Source organism: Gloeocapsa sp. PCC 7428, assembly GCF_000317555.1.
In the GTDB taxonomy this organism is placed as follows: domain Bacteria; phylum Cyanobacteriota; class Cyanobacteriia; order Cyanobacteriales; family Chroococcidiopsidaceae; genus Chroogloeocystis.
Window position 1 is genome coordinate 2,932,178 of the sequence record NC_019745.1, and the last position, 16,541, is coordinate 2,948,718.

Here is a 16,541-nt window from a genome sequence, read left to right on the forward strand (position 1 = left end):
TTGGTGCTGAGTTCGGATCTTGTTTACCTCCGTTGAACGCAATTGTTCGACCGCTTCGTTTAGTCATGGGGGACACCGATGAGATGGGCTAATAATATGGCGAACCAGGCGCATTAAAATATGCTATTGGACTTAAATGGCGATCGCGGTCGAACAATTCAAATGCAGCGGACAGTTGAGAGTTGCTGGTGTTGGGTTCGAGGTTGTCTGCCGCTCACTTTAGCCGTTATGCCGACTATATTTAATAATTGAATAATCCTCATCGATTGCTGTTAATTGCCTTTACTGAGCGATCTAGTAGTATCCGTATCATTAGTTCCCGTCCAGCTACTCGAAAGGAACGTGAGGATTATGAGCAAAACGCCCTCTGAGAGTACACACAATCCCGAAGATGAGCTTCTAGCTAAATATCGCTTTGATTATCAGAAGGCGAAGCCCAATCGATTTGCTGCCCGTGAAGGGACACAAAAGTTGACGGTTGTCGTTTTAGATGAAGATGTGGCTCAAGTTTTCACAACACCTGAAGCAGTTAACAAGGTGCTAAGAGCATTGATTGAATCAACGCCGCATTCAGCAAACGGCGAAATAGCATAATTTGCGAATCTTCTTGTAAGGTACTGGTTAAAAGGTTGCGAGTAAGCCTTAAATGTTCTCGGAAGTTATTGCTGAGGAGACGATCGCACTAAACTATAAGTCAAATTAAGCCTTGTTTTGCATGAGATAATAATGCCAGAGAATTCGCGCAGCAACTGCCCGCCACGGTTTCCATTTCTCAGAAACTGCTTCGAGTTCAACTGGAGTTGGGCGCTTTGGTAAACGTTTAAGTTTTTGATACGCAATGGCTAGTGCTAAATCGCCGCTGGGAAACGCATCAGGACGTTGTAAGCACATAAGTAAATAAATATCAACTGTCCAGTCACCGATGCCTTTGATTTGTCGTAGTTGAGAGCGTACACTTGCATCATCCAGCAGCGCTAGTTCGTCTAAATCAATGACGTTAGTTGCGATCGCTCGTGCTAATTCTCGACAATACAATATTTTGCGCTGACTCAATCCTGCTGCTTGCAGTTGCGCATCATCTAACTGTAAAAAGTTTGCGGGTGTTAGCGGTACAAGCTGCGATAAGCGCGTGAAAATTGCTTTGGCAGATGCTATCGATAGTTGTTGTCCAATAATGGTGCGCACCAATCCCACAAAACCTGTCTCGCGTTCCCAGTTGGGTGGATGTCCCCATTTTTCAACAATGCTTGCTAGATCGCGATCGCGTTGTGTAAGTTCTGCGACTGCTTGAGTCATGCTGGTTACATTAAGGGGTTGCACCACGTAAACATCCTATAACTTGATGGCGTTGCGATCGCTATTTGGTGCTGCACAAAGCGCAATCGTATGAGAATGTTGAGAAGATAATTTAGCAAGTAACATTAGTAACTTAATTGTTGAAACAAATTTTATAACTTGAACGAAATTATAAAGTTTATAATAGTAGCATCAATCAGTACTTGCTATTTTTTCTTAATCAAGCTTCTCAAAATTATTGGAAATTTATATTTTAGCAAGTTTTATCAGCAGATTCTAGCGTCTTAAATTTTAGATCTCCAAATCAAATAATAATGTCAATCAATCATATTTGACAAGTATTTTATGAAAGATCAACCCAAAATTCCCGCAGATAAAATACCAGAAATATTCGATCGGGCTGCGCGATTATATGCGGAAAAAAACCAAAGCTACTCGGTTGAAGAAATCATCCAAGCAGGGTTAGAGGCGAGAATTCCACCCGAATATATCCAAAAAGCGATCGCCCAAGTTCAAGCACAGCCAAGTTACAAACAACCACGCAAATTCCAATTTAGCAATTTTCCGCTCAATGCGATCGCGATTGCAGCAGCATTTATCTTAGGCAGTCTACTGACAGCAACCGTTGCGGGAATCCAACCAACACAAAATCAACAAATAGCAACTCAAGTAGGCTTCTTAGAAACCGATTTAGAACGAGCTAATTTAAAGAAAGTAAACCTCAGAGACAGAGATTTAAGTTATACTAACTTCACCAAAGCTAAACTAGAAAAAGCTGACCTAAGCGGATCAAATTTAAGTCATACTAATCTATCACGCGCCAAGCTCAGAAATGCTAATTTGAGCGGTGCTAATTTAAGTAATGCTGATTTGTCACGCGCCGATTTAAGAAATGCTAACTTGATAGGCGCTAATTTGGATGGTGCAAACTTATCCCGTGCAAAGCTTGAAGGCGCAATCATGCCTGACGGACTAAGATATCGGTAATTCAAATTCCTCCATATCTCTTTCCTTTGTCCTCTTTGTAGTTCGTTCAAATTAAGCTATGCTTGACACAAAACGCAATTAATCAAACTACTAATCAAGCGCTCTTTTTCCATTGGCATAGTCTGCTTACCGTACAAAACTTCTTGCGCTAACACAAAAGCAACCAAAGAACCAAGGAAGATACGCGCTGTTGCTTCGGTATCAGCAATCTTAAGTTCTGGATGCGCTTCAAAGTAAGCACTCAAATTGCGAAAGCCAAATTGGACAACTGTGCGCGTATAAAGTTGTGCTAATTCAGGAAACCGCGCCGATTCAGCAATAACTAACCGAAAAAAGGCGATATATTCTTGGTCATCCATTTTAGCTAAAAACTTCTCCGCAATTCTTTGCAATACGGTTTGTGGTTCGCCTTCAAACGGATTTTGAAACTCAGACAAGAAGCTACGAATCGTCACGCGCTCAATCAACGCGACGAACAATCCTTCTTTATCTTGAAAGTGACTATAAATCGTCTGCTTGGATACACCTGCGGTAGCAGCAACGCGATCCATGCTTGTTTTGGCATAACCTTGTTTGAGAAAAACCTGCATCGCGCCTTGCAAAATCTGTTCGCGCTTAGTATTGCCACTTCCTACGGGTTCTGACTCAATCTGCGCGGCTAATACACCGACTTCATTGAGGTAGTTTAGTGCTGAATGCGAATTTCTCAGTGGGGAGTTAGCCATATTGCTTGAAGCTTAAATTTTTGTAAAAAGGCTTGTTCAATCATACTGTACGGTCTAGTATGATTTTATCAGCAGTTTAGTCTTATAAAGACTCATAGTATTACAAACAACAGTCATACCTGCGATAACAACAAGGGCAAGAGTTGCTAACTCAAAAATTAAAAATCCGATGTCGCAATTGATATCACAGCCGCAAAAACCCGCCCAAGCGCCTGAATCCCCAGCGAAAGTACGTCGTAAAGCCAATCCGCGTTTGTTGATTCCGATTGGGTTAATCCTTGTCGGTGCCGTTGGTTTTTCAATTTGGTACTTTTCATCGCGTCCGAGAACCGATGCATTACAGCTAAGCGGTCGAATTGAAGGTTATCCAACAAATTTAGGGGCTAAAGTAGGTGGTCGAATTGAGTTTGTGACGGTACGAGAAGGCGATCGCGTTCGTAAAAACGAAACGATTGTGGGGCTTGATGATGCAGAAATTCAAGCACAATTGCAAGGCGCAAATGCACGTTTAAGTGCTGCGCAGCAACAAGAACAACAAGCACGGTTGCAAATTGCCGTTGCCCAAAGCCAAATTGAAGAAGCACAGTTTAATTTACAACAATCGCAGGGAGACGCGAGAGGACGAATTGCGCAAGCAGAAGCAAACGTAGCCGCAGCCGAAGCACAGTTAAATCAAACACAAGCACAACTTATCGAAGCGCGATCGCAACTCGAACTCGCCCGCAAAGAACGCGATCGCTTTCAACAATTACTACAAGCAGGCGCGATTACTCAGCAGCAATTCGATCAAACGCAAGCAACCTTTCAAACCGCACAAGCAACACTTCAAAGCCGAGAAGCCGCAATTGATGCCGCACAAAAACAAGTGAGTGCCGCGCAAGGCGCATTAGTGCAAGCCCAAACGGCGAGTTTAAATCCGAATATTCGCAATACACAATTGAATGCTTTACGCAGACAACTTGATGTCGCGCGATCGCAACTTGCAGCAGCCCAAGCCGAAGTCAAAAATGCGCAAGCTTCCCGCCAACAAATTCAAGCACAAATCGCCGATCTCAACGTTGTCAGTCCCATAGATGGTGTCGTGTTAACTCGTAGCGTCGAACCTGGGGAAGTTGTGGCGACAGGTAGAACATTATTGACACTCATCGATCCCAACACTGTTTATCTACGGGGTTTCATTCCTGGAGGACAAATTGCCAATGTGCGTATCGGACAACGTGCGAATGTCTTTCTCGATTCTGCCCCCGATCGCCCGTTAGCGGCAAGAGTCACCGCAATTGATACGCAAGCGTCATTTACTCCAGAAAATATCTACTTCCGTGAAGATCGAGTACGACAAGTTTTTGGCGTCAAGCTGAGTATTGACGATCCGCAAGGATTTGCAAAGCCAGGAATGCCAGCTGATGGCGAAATTCTGACTCAATAAAAAAATTGCAACTTCAATGACAACTACAGATACAACAGCATTAACGACAGAATCGGTCATTCGAGTTGAAGGACTAGAGAAACGCTACGGTAAATTTGTCGCAGTTCGCGGAATTGATTTTACAGTACGTCAAGGAGAAATTTTTGGTTTAATTGGACCTGATGGCGCGGGAAAAACGACAACGTTTCACATCCTCGCTGGAGTGATGGAAGCGAGTGAAGGTCATGTGCAAGTATTAAGGCTACCTCCCCGCGATGCGCGGCTGAATATTGGTTATTTAACGCAGCAATTTTCGCTGTATCTTGACCTTAGCATTGATGAAAATCTCAGCTACAGTGCCGGTTTACGTAAAATTCCTTCAGATTTACTACAACAACGGCGAAATAAATATCTCAAATTGATGGGATTAGAACGCTTTGGCGATCGCCTCGCAGGACAACTTTCAGGAGGGATGAAGCAGAAATTAGCGCTGTGCTGTGCATTAGTATCGCAACCGCAAATTTTACTTTTAGATGAACCAACAACCGGTGTCGATCCGGTATCGCGGCGGGAATTTTGGGATGTTTTGGCAACGTTAGCCAATGAAGGAGTAACGATTGTTGTCGCAACGCCTTATCTCGATGAAGCTGAACGCTGTAACCGCATTGCGTTGATGTATGAAGGACAAATCCAGCAAATTGGTACACTTCAACAACTGCGCGATGATTTAGGTTTAGAACGCTTAGAAGTGCGTACAGGAAATTTACAAGCCCTCGAAGCCGCAGCAAAGATTTTACTATCTACAGATGCCGAATCTAACTCTCAAATTGATGTGATTGATGCCCAGCGGTATTATCAAGCGATCGCAGATGTACAGAGTTTTGGCGATCGCCTCGATGTTTTAGTACCAAACGCCCAAAAAGGTGAAGCACAAGTACGCAAGTTATTAAATCAAAACAAAATACCGTTAGACACAATTGACACTGGCGAAGCCACTTTAGAAAACGTCTTTGTCACGCGCTTACGCGCTGCGGGTTCCGATCCGCCGTTTATTCCGTTTCCAAAACAGGAGCGAGGAGTGAGGAGTGAGGAGCGAGGGAACTATAATTTATCAGTTGCAATTGGTGCAAACAACTTACAAAAGGTTTTTGGTAACTTTCAAGCCGTTAAAGGAGTCAATCTAGAGATTCGCTACGGGGAAATTTACGGGTTACTGGGGGCGAATGGTGCAGGTAAAACAACGACGATTAAAATGCTGTGCGGATTGCTTGAACCAAGCAGTGGTAAGATTTCGCTGGCGGGAGAAACCCAGAATTTACGCAGTAACCAACTGCGGCGGCGGATTGGTTATATGAGCCAAAAGTTTACGCTGTATGATGACTTAAGCGTCGTGCAGAATTTGGAATTTTATTGCGGAGTATATGGAGTTTCGCGGCGAGTGCGACGCGATCGCATCAATTGGGTTTTAGAAACTTGTGGCTTGGCAGGTCAAGAAGATATGATTACAGGGCAATTACCTGGAGGTTGGAAGCAGCGAGTTGCCTTCGGGGCTTCGGTAATGCACGAACCCGAAATTTTATTCCTTGATGAACCTACATCCGGTGTCGATCCGCTGGCGAGGCGACAATTTTGGCGGTTAATTGAAGATTTTGCCCGCAACGGAACTGCAATTTTAGTAACCACACACTATCTCGAAGAAGCCGAACACTGCAACCGTATGGGTTTTATGGTAGCGGGAGAAGTCGTCACGCAAGGTTCACCCAGTCAAATCAAAGCCGAACAACCAGGACAACTTTTAGAAATCATTACCGATAATATACAAGTTGCATCGAATTTACTCAAAACGCAACTCGAACCTTGGCGCGTATCCATTTTTGGCGAGAAACTTCATGTTGTTGTCGATCATCCAGAAGAAATTTCTCAACTTCGTTCAACTTTAAAGGAGGCAAACTTACAGATCCACTCACTTCGCCCGATTCCCTTTTCTTTAGAAGATGCATTTATCGGTATCGTGCAAAGAGTAGAACAGCAAGATTAGCTCATTGAGTCAGTACCATCAAACTGCAACGTTACTTTCTTGACTCATGGTATCTTCTCTTTCTCGAATCTTGTCCCAGTCAATGACAGCAACCCACAGATGTTCCTCTATCGAATATTGCACAACTCCATCAACTTCCAAATCTTCACTACATAATGTTAAACGTCGGTCATTTTGTAAATGAATTTTCTGTTTAGCCAAGTCTGCGATCGTTCCAACACAATTTAAGCGTAGTCGCCCTTGAGCATCAGCATTATGAAAATCTGCAAAAACTCGTGGATTATCCATTGTTTTACTGTTTTTATTAATTATTTAAATTGCGAGTGTGGGGCATAGCTGCTGTAAATATAGTGATTAATTTATAAAAATTACATTGATAACGAACCGCAGAGACGCAGAGTTCGCAGAGAAAGAGTCGGGAGAGATTTTCATGAACGAATTAGGATTACTATAGGAGTTTTTATTTAAAATCTTAGAACAACGAGCAAAAATACAACAATATTGAATATCCTTAATTGTAATGAAGCGGTCGCCTGCTGGTATTCAGAATTATGAATGAAACCTCACAGCAAAATATTAAAGTGCGTAAAGCTAAATTAGAAGATGCTGAAGCTATTTGTCATGTTCATCGTGTATCTGTACGCACATTATGTATAAAAGATTATACCCCTGAGCAAATTGAAGCCTGGGTAGGTAGCTCTGAGCCTGAAAATTTTCGCAAAGCAATGGTTGAAAGAGGTGAAACAATATTTGTTGCTGAAATTGAGGAATTAATTGCTGGCTTTTCCTCTTTATTCAAAGATGAGATCTATGCTGTCTACGTCCATCCTGAATACACTCGTCGAGGGGTAGGTACGCGCCTTCTAAAGGCTGTAGAAAAAGAAGCAATATTTCAACAGAACAAAAAGCTCAAGCTTGTATCATCAACAACGGCTGAACCTTTTTATCAAGCAAACGGCTATCAAGTTGTTGAACACTCATTTCATACTTTACGTTCCGGCATCCAAATTCCTTGCGTTTACATGGAAAAGGCTTTAAATGAAACGGATTTTAGCACAGTGTATTAAAGAGTTAGCACAATTTAGGCGCGATCGCCTCACAGTTGCACTAGCAATTTTGCTACCATTAGCTACTTTATTTATTTTTGGTTTTGCGATTCGTTTAGAAGCAACAAATATTCCAATTGTCATTCAAGACTTAAATAATAGTCCTCTCAGCCGTAGTTATATTGAACAATTAATGGCGACAAATCAATTTCAATTAACGCGCTGGGATGATAATATAATCGGGGCATTAGAAAGAGGAATTGCTAATGCAGGCGCAATTATTCCTCCTGATTTTGACTCACAAATTAACTCGAATCAACCTACTACTGTACAAGTCTTAATTGATGGTACTGATGCGAATAATGCCAGAATCATTCAGAACTCTTTTAGAGCCACAACTAATGCTTTTTTACAAACTTCTAGACTACAACAAGAACAACCTAATATAGTTGCCCGAATTCGACTGTGGTTTAATCCAGGACGTCGAGAGTCATTGTATATTGTCCCTGGAGTTTATGGGGTGATATTGTGGATTTATCCGTCATTGCTAGCGGCGATCGCAATGGTACGCGAAAAAGAACGCGGTACAATTCTACAAGTTTATGCTTCTAGCCTCACTGCTGCTGAATTATTACTAGGTAAAGGACTTGCTTATTTCGTTATTGGTATTGCTCAAGCAATTGTCATTATCAGCCTTGGTTCACTATTATTTCAGTTGAGTTTTGCTGTAGAACCGACAGTATTTATTCTAGGAACTTTACTTTACTTATGGACAAGTGTATTATTTGGTTTACTCATCGGAGTCAGAGCAAGTAATCAAAATGCTGCGGTGCAAGGAGTTGCTACTATTGGCTTTCTTTCTTCGCTATTACTATCAGGTTTTATTTATCCTCTGAGTAACATTCCGTTTCCACTTTCAGTAATTTCTAGTGTTCTACCTGCTCGATATTATATAGAACTCAGCCGCGATGCCTTTGTGCGTGGTACAGGTTGGATAGGAGTTTGGTTTATTCCTATAGTTCTTATAGTTATTGGTTTGCTACTATTCAATACAGCAAGAAAAGCATTAAGCCGAATGCAGTTACCGTACTAAATCTGAAAAAATACAAATCAGAAATCTCTTTATAGTTTACTTTTATGTGTTTTTGCGTTTTTAGTGGTTCGTTTATTTACAATTTCATCAAAAATCGCACTAAAGCTTTTATTTTGTTTTCTCTATGAAACTTTTTACTCATCTTCTGGAAAGTCGCTTTTGGGCATTATGTGTTAAAGAAATTAACCAGATATTACGAAATAAACAATTACTTTTCTTATTACTTTTTCCACCAACAATACAACTTTTAATCTTTGGCTTCGCGCTTAATGCCGATGTGCAGAACCTTAAACTAGGAGTTGTAGACTATGCTAATACTTATGAAAGCCGCGAGTTAGTTGCTGCATTAACAGAAAATCAAATCTTTATTTCGCAAAATTATAGTTTTAGTCAAGAGGAAATTGCGCAGCAAGTACGCTTAGGAAAAATTACCGCAGGGCTAGTGATTCCTTCAGAATTTAATCGCGATTTAATCCAAAATAAAACTGCGGAAGTACAAGTAATCATTGATGGCGTTGATGCAAATACCGCTGGAATTGCTAGCGGTTACGCTACTCAGATTATTAACCAATACAGTCGCAGTTTAGATCAAAACCCCACACCACCACTCATACAAGCGCAAAGCGTTTTCTTCTACAATCCTGGGTTATTAAGTAGTTGGTTTTTAGTTCCTGGCGTGTTGGGAACTGTAATTACTTTAACAAGTACGCTTGTGTCCTCTACGACATTAGTACGCGAAAAAGACTCTGGAACGTTAGAACAACTGTTGATGACTCCCGCAGATGCTTGGGAAATTCTGTTAGCCAAAATTGCCCCATTATTTGTGCTGTTGATGGGAGATATACTACTAGCACTCAGCGTCGCTCGGATCGTGTTTAGAGTACCGCTACAAGGAAGCTTATTGTTATTTTTGACGCTTGGGGGACTTTACTTATTTGTGGGAATTGGTGTTGGCTTGATGTTGGCGACTTTGGCAAAGAACCAACAACAGGTCGTTTTAACTTCATTTTTTATCAATTTACCGCTGATTCAACTTTCAGGAGCGATCGCACCGATTGAAAGTATGCCAGTTTTTTTTCAATACCTCTCACTACTCAATCCCCTGCGTCACTTTGTCGCCATCTCTCGCGGAATTCTCCTAAAAGGTGTTGGTATTGATATTTTATTCCCGCACGTGTTGGCACTTTTCACTTTTGTTGTCGTTTTGTTGACAGTGAGTGTTAATCGCTTTCGGAGTCAGTTGAGTTAAGGATAAGTGACGAGTGGCTAGTGGTGAGTAGCCAGAAACGATTCGACTTCGGCTGCGGTGGGTTGCGATGCGATCGCACCTGGTTTTATTGTCGTCAAAGCCCCTGCTGCATTCGCATACTTCACAACCGATCGCGCAACGTCTGGTTCTTGTAAGCTACTGATACCTTGTTGATTTAACTGGTGAACGAACGCAGCGAGAAAGCTATCTCCTGCGCCTGTGGTATCGACAACTTTAACAGGGAAACTGGGAACTTTGCCTTCATTTCCTCCCAAACAATAAGCGCAGCCGTGTTCGCCTGCGGTGATGAGTACGCCTTCAATCGATTCCAACCGATAGTTAATTGCGCCTGGATCGGTGGTATCAAATAACCATTCGGCTTCTTCTTGTGAAAGTTTGAGAAAATCGATGCGGTTGTAGAGTTTGGGAATTATTTCTCGTGCTGTCGCTTCACTATCCCAAAATACCGGACGCCAGTTGACATCTAAGACAACTTTTACATTGTACTGCTCGGCTAAGTCTAAAGCGCGAAATACCGCAGCGCGGCTATCTGGATAAGCAAGTTCTAAAGTTCCTAGTACAAGAAAGTCGGCGCTTTCAAATAGTTGCACGGGTAACTTGTCAGCTTGCAAGTACGTATCTGCAAATTCTTCGGTTTTAAATTCGCCAAAACCTGCAAACGTGCGATCGCCGGATTCCGAACGTACTACATAAATTTGTCGCGTTGGTGCGCTAGGATGACGTTGCACGCCTGTGGTATCTACTCCTACTTCTTGTAATAGCTGTACGAGGGCGTTTCCTGGTTCATCTTCACCGACACACCCCACAAATCCAGAGGGTGTTCCTAGCTTAACTAAAGCACACGCGACGTTTGCCGGTGCGCCTCCTGGGTATGGTGTCCACGATTCGACTTGTTCAAGCGATCGCCCGATTTGATCGGCAAGGCAATCAAATAAAATTTCCCCTAGGCACAACACACGCAGATTTGTCATCGGTCACGGCTATCAACTTGCGACTATACCAGCATAAGGAGAAATCGGACATTTGCGCGCGATCGCAACTGAAATTTACAGCACAACATCAGCAGATCCGAAGTCTTTCGTTGGAGTTATTGTTCATTGCTGTTAGCGACTAGCCATTAGCTCAGTTGATACAAATTATCCTTTGTTCTTATAGAATAATTTTGGTTAATTTAAATTATTACTTAGACTTTTTTATCACTCTGCCTAAAATCCATAGAGATTTCTCTATTAATAATATTTAATATTTCTTTAACAATTAGTGACTTAGACTAAACTAAATCTGCATTAAAAGCTGTATTCTATTGTTTAACGTACCGCTTGAGCATATTCTTTTATTCCTTAAGGAGCATATCACTACTTTTAATAGTGCATTTTTAAAAATCGGTGAAAGCAGTATGTTGCTTCTCATTTTTTCGTTGATCCCAGGCAGCTATTTATACATTTCATCCTGCGTAAATAGTGCAAGAAATACACCTTATTTCTTGTCTGGTTTTATTGCATAGAGACACTTTGATTCATTCATAACTATAGCCTAAGAATGCAATTAACTAATCATATCCATTTTCGCAACCTGCGCGGTGATTTATTTGGTGGAATCACGGCTGCAATTGTGTCGTTACCTCTCGCGCTAGCCTTCGGTGTTGCCTCTGGCGCAGGTGCGGTAGCAGGTCTTTACGGTGCTGTTTGCGTTGGCTTTTTCGCAGCACTCTTTGGCGGTACGCCCACACTCATTTCTGAGCCAACAGGACCGATGACGGTAGTCATTACTGGAATTATCGCCAGTTTGACTGCAAGCAACCCAGAAAATGGCTTAGCAATGGCGTTTACAGTCGTCATGCTAGCAGGGCTATTTCAAATCCTCTTTGGCGTATTCAAGCTCGGAAAATACATCACGTTGATGCCCTACAGCGTGATTTCAGGCTTTATGTCTGGGATTGGAGTCATCCTCATTATCTTGCAGATTGCTCCGTTTTTAGGACAAGCGGCTCCTAAAGGCGGCGTTCTCGGTACAGTGCAAAGCTTACCGCAGTTATTCTCCAATATTAATCCTGCGGAAGCTATTCTAGGCGCGCTAAGTTTGGCAATTCTGTTTTTCATGCCACGCAAATTCAAGCGCATCGTCCCACCGCAACTTGTTGCCTTGATTGTTGGCACAATAGTATCTCTCATCTTCTTTCAAGGCGTTGAGATTCGCCGCATCGGTGAGATTCCTACCGGATTGCCACAGTTGCAAATGCCCGTCTTTACTGCCGGACAAATGACCACAATGGTCATCGATGGTATCGTGTTAGGAATGCTGGGTTGTATTGATACGCTACTTACCGCCGTTATTGCCGATAGCATCACGCGGACGCAACACAATTCGGACAAAGAACTAATCGGTCAAGGTATTGCCAACATGGTTTCTGGACTATGCGGCGGATTACCTGGTGCAGGCGCAACGATGGGGACGGTAGTTAATATCCAAGCGGGTGCTAGAACAGCGCTTTCAGGACTGACTCGCGCTATCATTTTACTCGTTGTCTTATTGGGAGCGGCAAGTTTAACGCAACCAATTCCAATGGCAGTACTCGCGGGGATTGCGCTGAAGGTGGGAATTGATATTCTTGACTGGAGTTTCCTCAAGCGCGCGCATCGAGTTTCGCTAAAGGGAACGCTGATCATGTACGGCGTGCTATTCCTGACAGTATTTGTTGACTTGATTGTTGCAGTAGGAGTTGGCGTATTTATTGCAAATATCCTGACAATCGAACGGTTATCGCAGCATCAGTCGCAAGATGTCAAAGTGATTAGCGACACGGATGATGACATTATCCTTACTCAAGAAGAAAAGCAGCTACTTGAGCAAGCAAATAATCGCGTGTTGCTGTTCTACCTCAGTGGACCAATGATTTTTGGATTGTCGAAGGCGATCGCCCGCGAACACACCGCAATGCAAGACCACGACGTTCTCATCTTAGATTTGAGCGATGTACCTATCCTTGGTGTAACAGCTTCATTAGCGATCGAGAATGCCATCAAGGATGCGGTAGAACAAGGACGTCAAGTCTTTATCGTTGGTGCGACAGACAAAATTAAGCGTCGGTTAGAACGTTTGGGAATTTTCGATCTTCTTCCGTCGCAGAATGTCACGATGGATCGTGTTGAAGCTTTAAGACAAGCTGTTGAATACGTTTATCGTTCAGGAAAAATTACTGCAACCAGCGATCTTTTAGTCGTTGGTCCCAGCACTGCTGAAGGATATTCAACTGATGCGCCTGATATGCCACTACCGCAGTAGTACGCCAACTTCGGGTTGATTCATTGATATAACTGCTACCAGCCAGCAATTGCTTTCATTAGGCTGTCTTGTGAAAAAAGCTCTTGGGAGTCTTGCCGTGTTTCGACCCCAAGAGCTTTTTTGTTCGTATTACTCCTCACACAATTTGAAGTGTACATTGGTTCTCGCTAAACTTTGAGGAGGATGAATGACACTTTGCAGATTGTCATAACAATTTTGAGTAAAAATCTGAGCCATGGCTCGATTTCGGTGAGATTGTTTAAAAATGAACTTAGCGCGTGTCACCGTGCGGACTTATACCGTTTCACTAAAGTTTTCACGGTGCTAAGAAAGTTATGAATTCTCAATGTTGAGTGAACAACATTTCTTTAATTCAAACCTCACCACTCAAAACTTTTCCATATTTCCCCTAGCTTCTAGCTGCTGAGGAATGTCACAATGCATAGCGTAACTTTTTTGTAGCTGTGTCGGATAAATCATGACAATGCATCCTAAAATGCAGCGCGCTTTTGAACAAAGACGCGTCATCAAAATCATCAGTGGCTTGAATAACTTTGACGCAGATCGAGTTGCTGCTACGGTCATTGCAGCCGATCGCGGTGGTGCTACTTTTGTCGATATTGCCGCTGAGCCTGAACTGATAAAACTTGCTCAAAGCTTGACAAATTTACCAATTTGTGTATCAGCAGTTGAACCCGAAAAGTTTGTCATTGCGCAAGAAGCTGGGGCTGATTTAATCGAAATTGGCAACTTTGATAGTTTCTACGCGCAAGGGCGGCGATTTGAAGCCGCAGAAGTGCTGGAGTTAACACAAGCTACGCGATCGCTCTTACCCAATATCACGCTATCAGTCACTGTTCCGCATATTCTCGAACTCGATCAGCAAGTGCAGCTAGCCGAAGAACTCGTCAAAGCTGGCGCTGACATTATCCAAACCGAAGGCGGAACGAGCAGTCAACCCGCGCATTCAGGAACGCTAGGACTGATCGAAAAAGCGGCACCTACATTAGCCGCTGCTTATGAGATTTCTCGCGCTGTATCGGTTCCGGTACTATGTGCTTCAGGAATTTCTAGCGTCACGGCACCACTGGCGATCGCCGCTGGGGCTGCGGGTGTTGGCGTTGGTTCGGCGATTAATCAGCTAAATAGCGAAGTCGCGATGATTGCTGCGGTGCGTAGCTTAGTAGATGCGTTAGCGACGCGAAATTACACTTTGGTGTAAATCATTGGTAACAGGTAATGGGTAATTGAAGTTGTGTAATTCTAAGCGATTACCTATTACCTATTACCGCTTTAGCTCAGACAATCTTTCAGCGTATAAATTACCTTATCTTGCTGCTCGATTGTCATTTCTGGAAACATTGGTAAAGAGAGAACTTCGCGGCTAGCTTGTTCTGAAACTGGTAAGCTACCTGGTTGATAACCAAGATTTTCATAAACTGGTTGTAAATGCAGCGCCAGCGGGTAGTAAACCATCGAACTCACACCGCGTTCTTGCAGCATTTGACGGACGCGATCGCGATAGTTACTGTCGTTTTTTGTCAACCGAATTGTATACTGATTCCACACGCCAACGCCGCCTGTAAGTTCTTGCGGAATCGCAACGGTGGGAATGTGCGCTAAAAATTCGTGATAGCGTTGCGCGATCGCCCGCCGTTGTTCGTTCCAGTGGTCGAGATAGCGGAGTTTGATTTGTAAAATCGCCGCTTGGATCGCATCTAATCGGCTATTCACGCCTATTTCTTCATGGATATAGCGCGTTTTACTACCGTGTTCGCGGAGCATTCGGATTTTTGCGGCGATCGCCGCATCATTCGTCGTCATTGCCCCACCATCACCACACGCTCCCAGATTTTTTGTCGGGTAAAAACTAAAACACCCAATGTGTCCGATACTACCTACTTTTTGCTCTGCCCACATTGCTCCCGTAGACTGGGCACAGTCTTCAATAACATATAAGTTGCGTGCTTGGGCAATTTCCATCACCGCCGTCATATCCACAGGTTGTCCAAACAAGTGAACGGGCATGATTGCTTTAGTTTTATGCGTAATTGCAGCGGTTAATTTCTCTACATCGAGATTAAACGTCGCCGCGTCAATATCCACAAAAACAGGCGTTGCACCAACCGCTGTAATCACCTCAGTCGTCGCAAAGAAAGTAAACGGTGAGGTAATGACTTCATCGCCTGCACCAATTTCTAAGGCTTTGAGTGCTAAAAATAACGCGTCTGTACCCGAATTACACGCAACGCATTCGGCAACACCTGTATAAGCAGCAAACTGCTGTTCAAAGTCTTTGACAACAGGGCCGCCAATATAACCACCAGAAGCCAAAACTTTTAAAACAGCATCACTTACTTCCGCTTCAATCGTTGTGTACTGTCGCACTAAATCTAGAGGAGGGATATTCACGCTTAGATCCATGAGTATTTATTCTTGAAAATATCAAATCAAATGTCGTGCTACAAGAAAATCCGGTTTGGCTTCTTTTAAGCTTTTAGAATGAGAAATTCAATAAGTTGTTTCGCTAATGAGAGGTCAGAGGTCGGAGGTCAGGAATTGGGTTTCTCTAGTCACTAGCCTCTCGCTCCTCAGGAAGAAAACTATGAACTCAACAGGATTAATTAGCTTAGATTTACTTGATTTGATGTTTGCGGTGGGATTAATTGCGATCGCCATTGGGTTATCGGCTTGGGAACGATTAGGACTCGAAGTCAATTTAGCGATCGCCGCAGGAAGAACAATACTACAACTGTTGGTAGTTGGGTATATTTTGGCGTTTGTCTTTGCGCTGGATAATCCTTGGGCAGTTTTGGCAATTTTAGCCGTCATGCTCACGATCGCGGCGGTTGTCGCGCGTAATCGCATTAGTAAAAAAATTCCTTTTGTTTTGCCGTTAGTGTGGGGAGCAATCTTTCTCAGCACGGCGGTGACGCTTGCTTACACAAACCTGCTGATTATTCAACCTGTGCGGTGGTACGAACCACAGTACCTCATTCCACTTGCAGGAATTGTTTTTGGCAGTGCGATTAATGGCGCAGCGATCGCCGGAGAACGCCTTGTCAGTACAATTAATGCAAGTCAGTTAGAAATCGAAACGCATTTAAGTTTAGGTGCAACTCCCCAACAAGCCGTTGCACAGTATCGCAGAGATGCTATCAAAGCGGGACTCATTCCCATTCTCAACCAAATGACTGTCGTCGGGATTGTGACGCTTCCAGGAATTATTACAGGTCAACTCTTGAGTGGTGTCGATCCCCTCGATGCGGCATCGTACCAAATATTAATTTTGTTTATTCTGGCGTTTGCTAACTTAATTACGGCAGTATTAGTGACACAAGGGCTTTGTAGACAGTTCTTTAATGCTGCCGCACAGTTGGTCAAGTAGCGGAAAAATCT

Annotated in this window: 16 protein-coding genes; 11 read left to right on the top strand and 5 right to left on the bottom strand. The window is 43.1% G+C overall.

All coding sequences use genetic code 11. The annotated features are described in order from the left end of the window. Positions 1-120 precede the first annotated feature (120 nt). Positions 121-252 (top strand): hypothetical protein, encoded by a 132-nt coding sequence (locus GLO7428_RS29485; RefSeq protein WP_255348349.1) that lies wholly within the window; start codon positions 121-123, stop codon positions 250-252. Between the two features lie 99 nt (positions 253-351). Continuing rightward, on the top strand, positions 352-594 hold the full coding sequence (locus tag GLO7428_RS12905) for a hypothetical protein (protein WP_015188994.1): 243 nt from the start codon (positions 352-354) through the stop codon (positions 592-594). 105 nt (positions 595-699) lie between these two features. On the opposite strand, the gene GLO7428_RS12910 is transcribed toward GLO7428_RS12905, so the two are convergent. After that, the gene (locus GLO7428_RS12910; RefSeq protein WP_051038431.1) at positions 700-1,296 is read right to left on the bottom strand and encodes a DNA-3-methyladenine glycosylase; all 597 of its coding nucleotides are present in this window, start codon (positions 1,294-1,296) and stop codon (positions 700-702) included. Between the two features lie 345 nt (positions 1,297-1,641). On the opposite strand from GLO7428_RS12910, the gene GLO7428_RS26065 reads away from it, so the two are divergent. Continuing rightward, positions 1,642-2,283, top strand: a complete 642-nt coding sequence (locus tag GLO7428_RS26065) for a pentapeptide repeat-containing protein (RefSeq protein WP_015188996.1) — start codon at positions 1,642-1,644, stop codon at positions 2,281-2,283. 56 nt (positions 2,284-2,339) lie between these two features. Here GLO7428_RS26065 and GLO7428_RS12920 read toward each other — a convergent pair whose 3' ends face one another. Then, positions 2,340-3,008, bottom strand: coding sequence for a TetR/AcrR family transcriptional regulator (locus GLO7428_RS12920; protein WP_015188997.1), 669 nt, complete (start codon positions 3,006-3,008; stop codon positions 2,340-2,342). 169 nt (positions 3,009-3,177) lie between these two features. Between GLO7428_RS12920 and GLO7428_RS12925 the strand changes: the two genes are divergently transcribed. Continuing rightward, entirely contained in the window at positions 3,178-4,434 is a 1,257-nt protein-coding gene (locus GLO7428_RS12925) for an HlyD family secretion protein (protein ID WP_015188998.1), read from the top strand. A 16-nt stretch (positions 4,435-4,450) separates the two neighbouring features. Continuing rightward, positions 4,451-6,451 (top strand): ATP-binding cassette domain-containing protein, encoded by a 2,001-nt coding sequence (locus tag GLO7428_RS12930; RefSeq protein WP_015188999.1) that lies wholly within the window; start codon positions 4,451-4,453, stop codon positions 6,449-6,451. Between the two features lie 18 nt (positions 6,452-6,469). Here GLO7428_RS12930 and GLO7428_RS12935 read toward each other — a convergent pair whose 3' ends face one another. Beyond that, positions 6,470-6,739, bottom strand: coding sequence for a hypothetical protein (locus GLO7428_RS12935; protein ID WP_015189000.1), 270 nt, complete (start codon positions 6,737-6,739; stop codon positions 6,470-6,472). Between the two features lie 263 nt (positions 6,740-7,002). On the opposite strand from GLO7428_RS12935, the gene GLO7428_RS12940 reads away from it, so the two are divergent. From GLO7428_RS12940 to GLO7428_RS12950, 3 genes are all read left to right on the top strand, one after another. Then, complete coding sequence (locus GLO7428_RS12940) at positions 7,003-7,518, top strand: GNAT family N-acetyltransferase (protein WP_015189001.1); 516 nt, start codon at positions 7,003-7,005, stop codon at positions 7,516-7,518. Then, complete coding sequence (locus tag GLO7428_RS12945; RefSeq protein WP_015189002.1) at positions 7,490-8,590, top strand: ABC transporter permease; 1,101 nt, start codon at positions 7,490-7,492, stop codon at positions 8,588-8,590. The genes GLO7428_RS12940 and GLO7428_RS12945 overlap by 29 nt, the downstream gene beginning before the upstream one ends. Positions 8,591-8,714: 124 nt before the next feature. Next, positions 8,715-9,839 carry an ABC transporter permease gene (locus tag GLO7428_RS12950; protein WP_015189003.1) on the top strand — a complete coding sequence of 375 codons (1,125 nt, stop codon included), beginning with the start codon at positions 8,715-8,717 and terminating at the stop codon, positions 9,837-9,839. 17 nt (positions 9,840-9,856) lie between these two features. Here the strand turns inward: GLO7428_RS12950 and GLO7428_RS12955 are convergent, their stop codons facing one another. Next, a complete protein-coding gene (locus tag GLO7428_RS12955) occupies positions 9,857-10,831 on the bottom strand; it encodes a carbohydrate kinase (RefSeq protein ID WP_015189004.1) in 975 nt (324 codons plus the stop codon). A gap of 568 nt (positions 10,832-11,399) precedes the next feature. On the opposite strand from GLO7428_RS12955, the gene GLO7428_RS12960 reads away from it, so the two are divergent. Together GLO7428_RS12960 and GLO7428_RS12965 are read left to right on the top strand one after the other, a co-directional pair. Next, on the top strand, positions 11,400-13,142 hold the full coding sequence (locus GLO7428_RS12960) for a SulP family inorganic anion transporter (protein ID WP_015189005.1): 1,743 nt from the start codon (positions 11,400-11,402) through the stop codon (positions 13,140-13,142). Positions 13,143-13,620: 478 nt separating this feature from the next. Next, on the top strand, positions 13,621-14,364 hold the full coding sequence (locus GLO7428_RS12965; protein ID WP_015189006.1) for a DUF561 domain-containing protein: 744 nt from the start codon (positions 13,621-13,623) through the stop codon (positions 14,362-14,364). Between the two features lie 71 nt (positions 14,365-14,435). Here GLO7428_RS12965 and GLO7428_RS12970 read toward each other — a convergent pair whose 3' ends face one another. After that, complete coding sequence (locus GLO7428_RS12970) at positions 14,436-15,566, bottom strand: DegT/DnrJ/EryC1/StrS aminotransferase family protein (protein WP_015189007.1); 1,131 nt, start codon at positions 15,564-15,566, stop codon at positions 14,436-14,438. 181 nt (positions 15,567-15,747) lie between these two features. On the opposite strand from GLO7428_RS12970, the gene fetB reads away from it, so the two are divergent. Then, complete coding sequence (gene fetB, locus GLO7428_RS12975; protein ID WP_015189008.1) at positions 15,748-16,530, top strand: iron export ABC transporter permease subunit FetB; 783 nt, start codon at positions 15,748-15,750, stop codon at positions 16,528-16,530. The last annotated feature ends 11 nt before the right edge of the window (positions 16,531-16,541 follow it).

Coding starts and splice junctions, on each gene's coding strand:
- GLO7428_RS29485 (WP_255348349.1), top strand. CDS start 121: ATGCTATTGGACTTAAATGGCGATCGCGGTCGAACAATTCAAATGCAG.
- GLO7428_RS12905 (WP_015188994.1), top strand. CDS start 352: ATGAGCAAAACGCCCTCTGAGAGTACACACAATCCCGAAGATGAGCTT.
- GLO7428_RS12910 (WP_051038431.1), bottom strand. CDS start 1,296: ATGACTCAAGCAGTCGCAGAACTTACACAACGCGATCGCGATCTAGCA.
- GLO7428_RS26065 (WP_015188996.1), top strand. CDS start 1,642: ATGAAAGATCAACCCAAAATTCCCGCAGATAAAATACCAGAAATATTC.
- GLO7428_RS12920 (WP_015188997.1), bottom strand. CDS start 3,008: ATGGCTAACTCCCCACTGAGAAATTCGCATTCAGCACTAAACTACCTC.
- GLO7428_RS12925 (WP_015188998.1), top strand. CDS start 3,178: ATGTCGCAATTGATATCACAGCCGCAAAAACCCGCCCAAGCGCCTGAA.
- GLO7428_RS12930 (WP_015188999.1), top strand. CDS start 4,451: ATGACAACTACAGATACAACAGCATTAACGACAGAATCGGTCATTCGA.
- GLO7428_RS12935 (WP_015189000.1), bottom strand. CDS start 6,739: ATGGATAATCCACGAGTTTTTGCAGATTTTCATAATGCTGATGCTCAA.
- GLO7428_RS12940 (WP_015189001.1), top strand. CDS start 7,003: ATGAATGAAACCTCACAGCAAAATATTAAAGTGCGTAAAGCTAAATTA.
- GLO7428_RS12945 (WP_015189002.1), top strand. CDS start 7,490: ATGAAACGGATTTTAGCACAGTGTATTAAAGAGTTAGCACAATTTAGG.
- GLO7428_RS12950 (WP_015189003.1), top strand. CDS start 8,715: ATGAAACTTTTTACTCATCTTCTGGAAAGTCGCTTTTGGGCATTATGT.
- GLO7428_RS12955 (WP_015189004.1), bottom strand. CDS start 10,831: ATGACAAATCTGCGTGTGTTGTGCCTAGGGGAAATTTTATTTGATTGC.
- GLO7428_RS12960 (WP_015189005.1), top strand. CDS start 11,400: ATGCAATTAACTAATCATATCCATTTTCGCAACCTGCGCGGTGATTTA.
- GLO7428_RS12965 (WP_015189006.1), top strand. CDS start 13,621: ATGACAATGCATCCTAAAATGCAGCGCGCTTTTGAACAAAGACGCGTC.
- GLO7428_RS12970 (WP_015189007.1), bottom strand. CDS start 15,566: ATGGATCTAAGCGTGAATATCCCTCCTCTAGATTTAGTGCGACAGTAC.
- fetB (WP_015189008.1), top strand. CDS start 15,748: ATGAACTCAACAGGATTAATTAGCTTAGATTTACTTGATTTGATGTTT.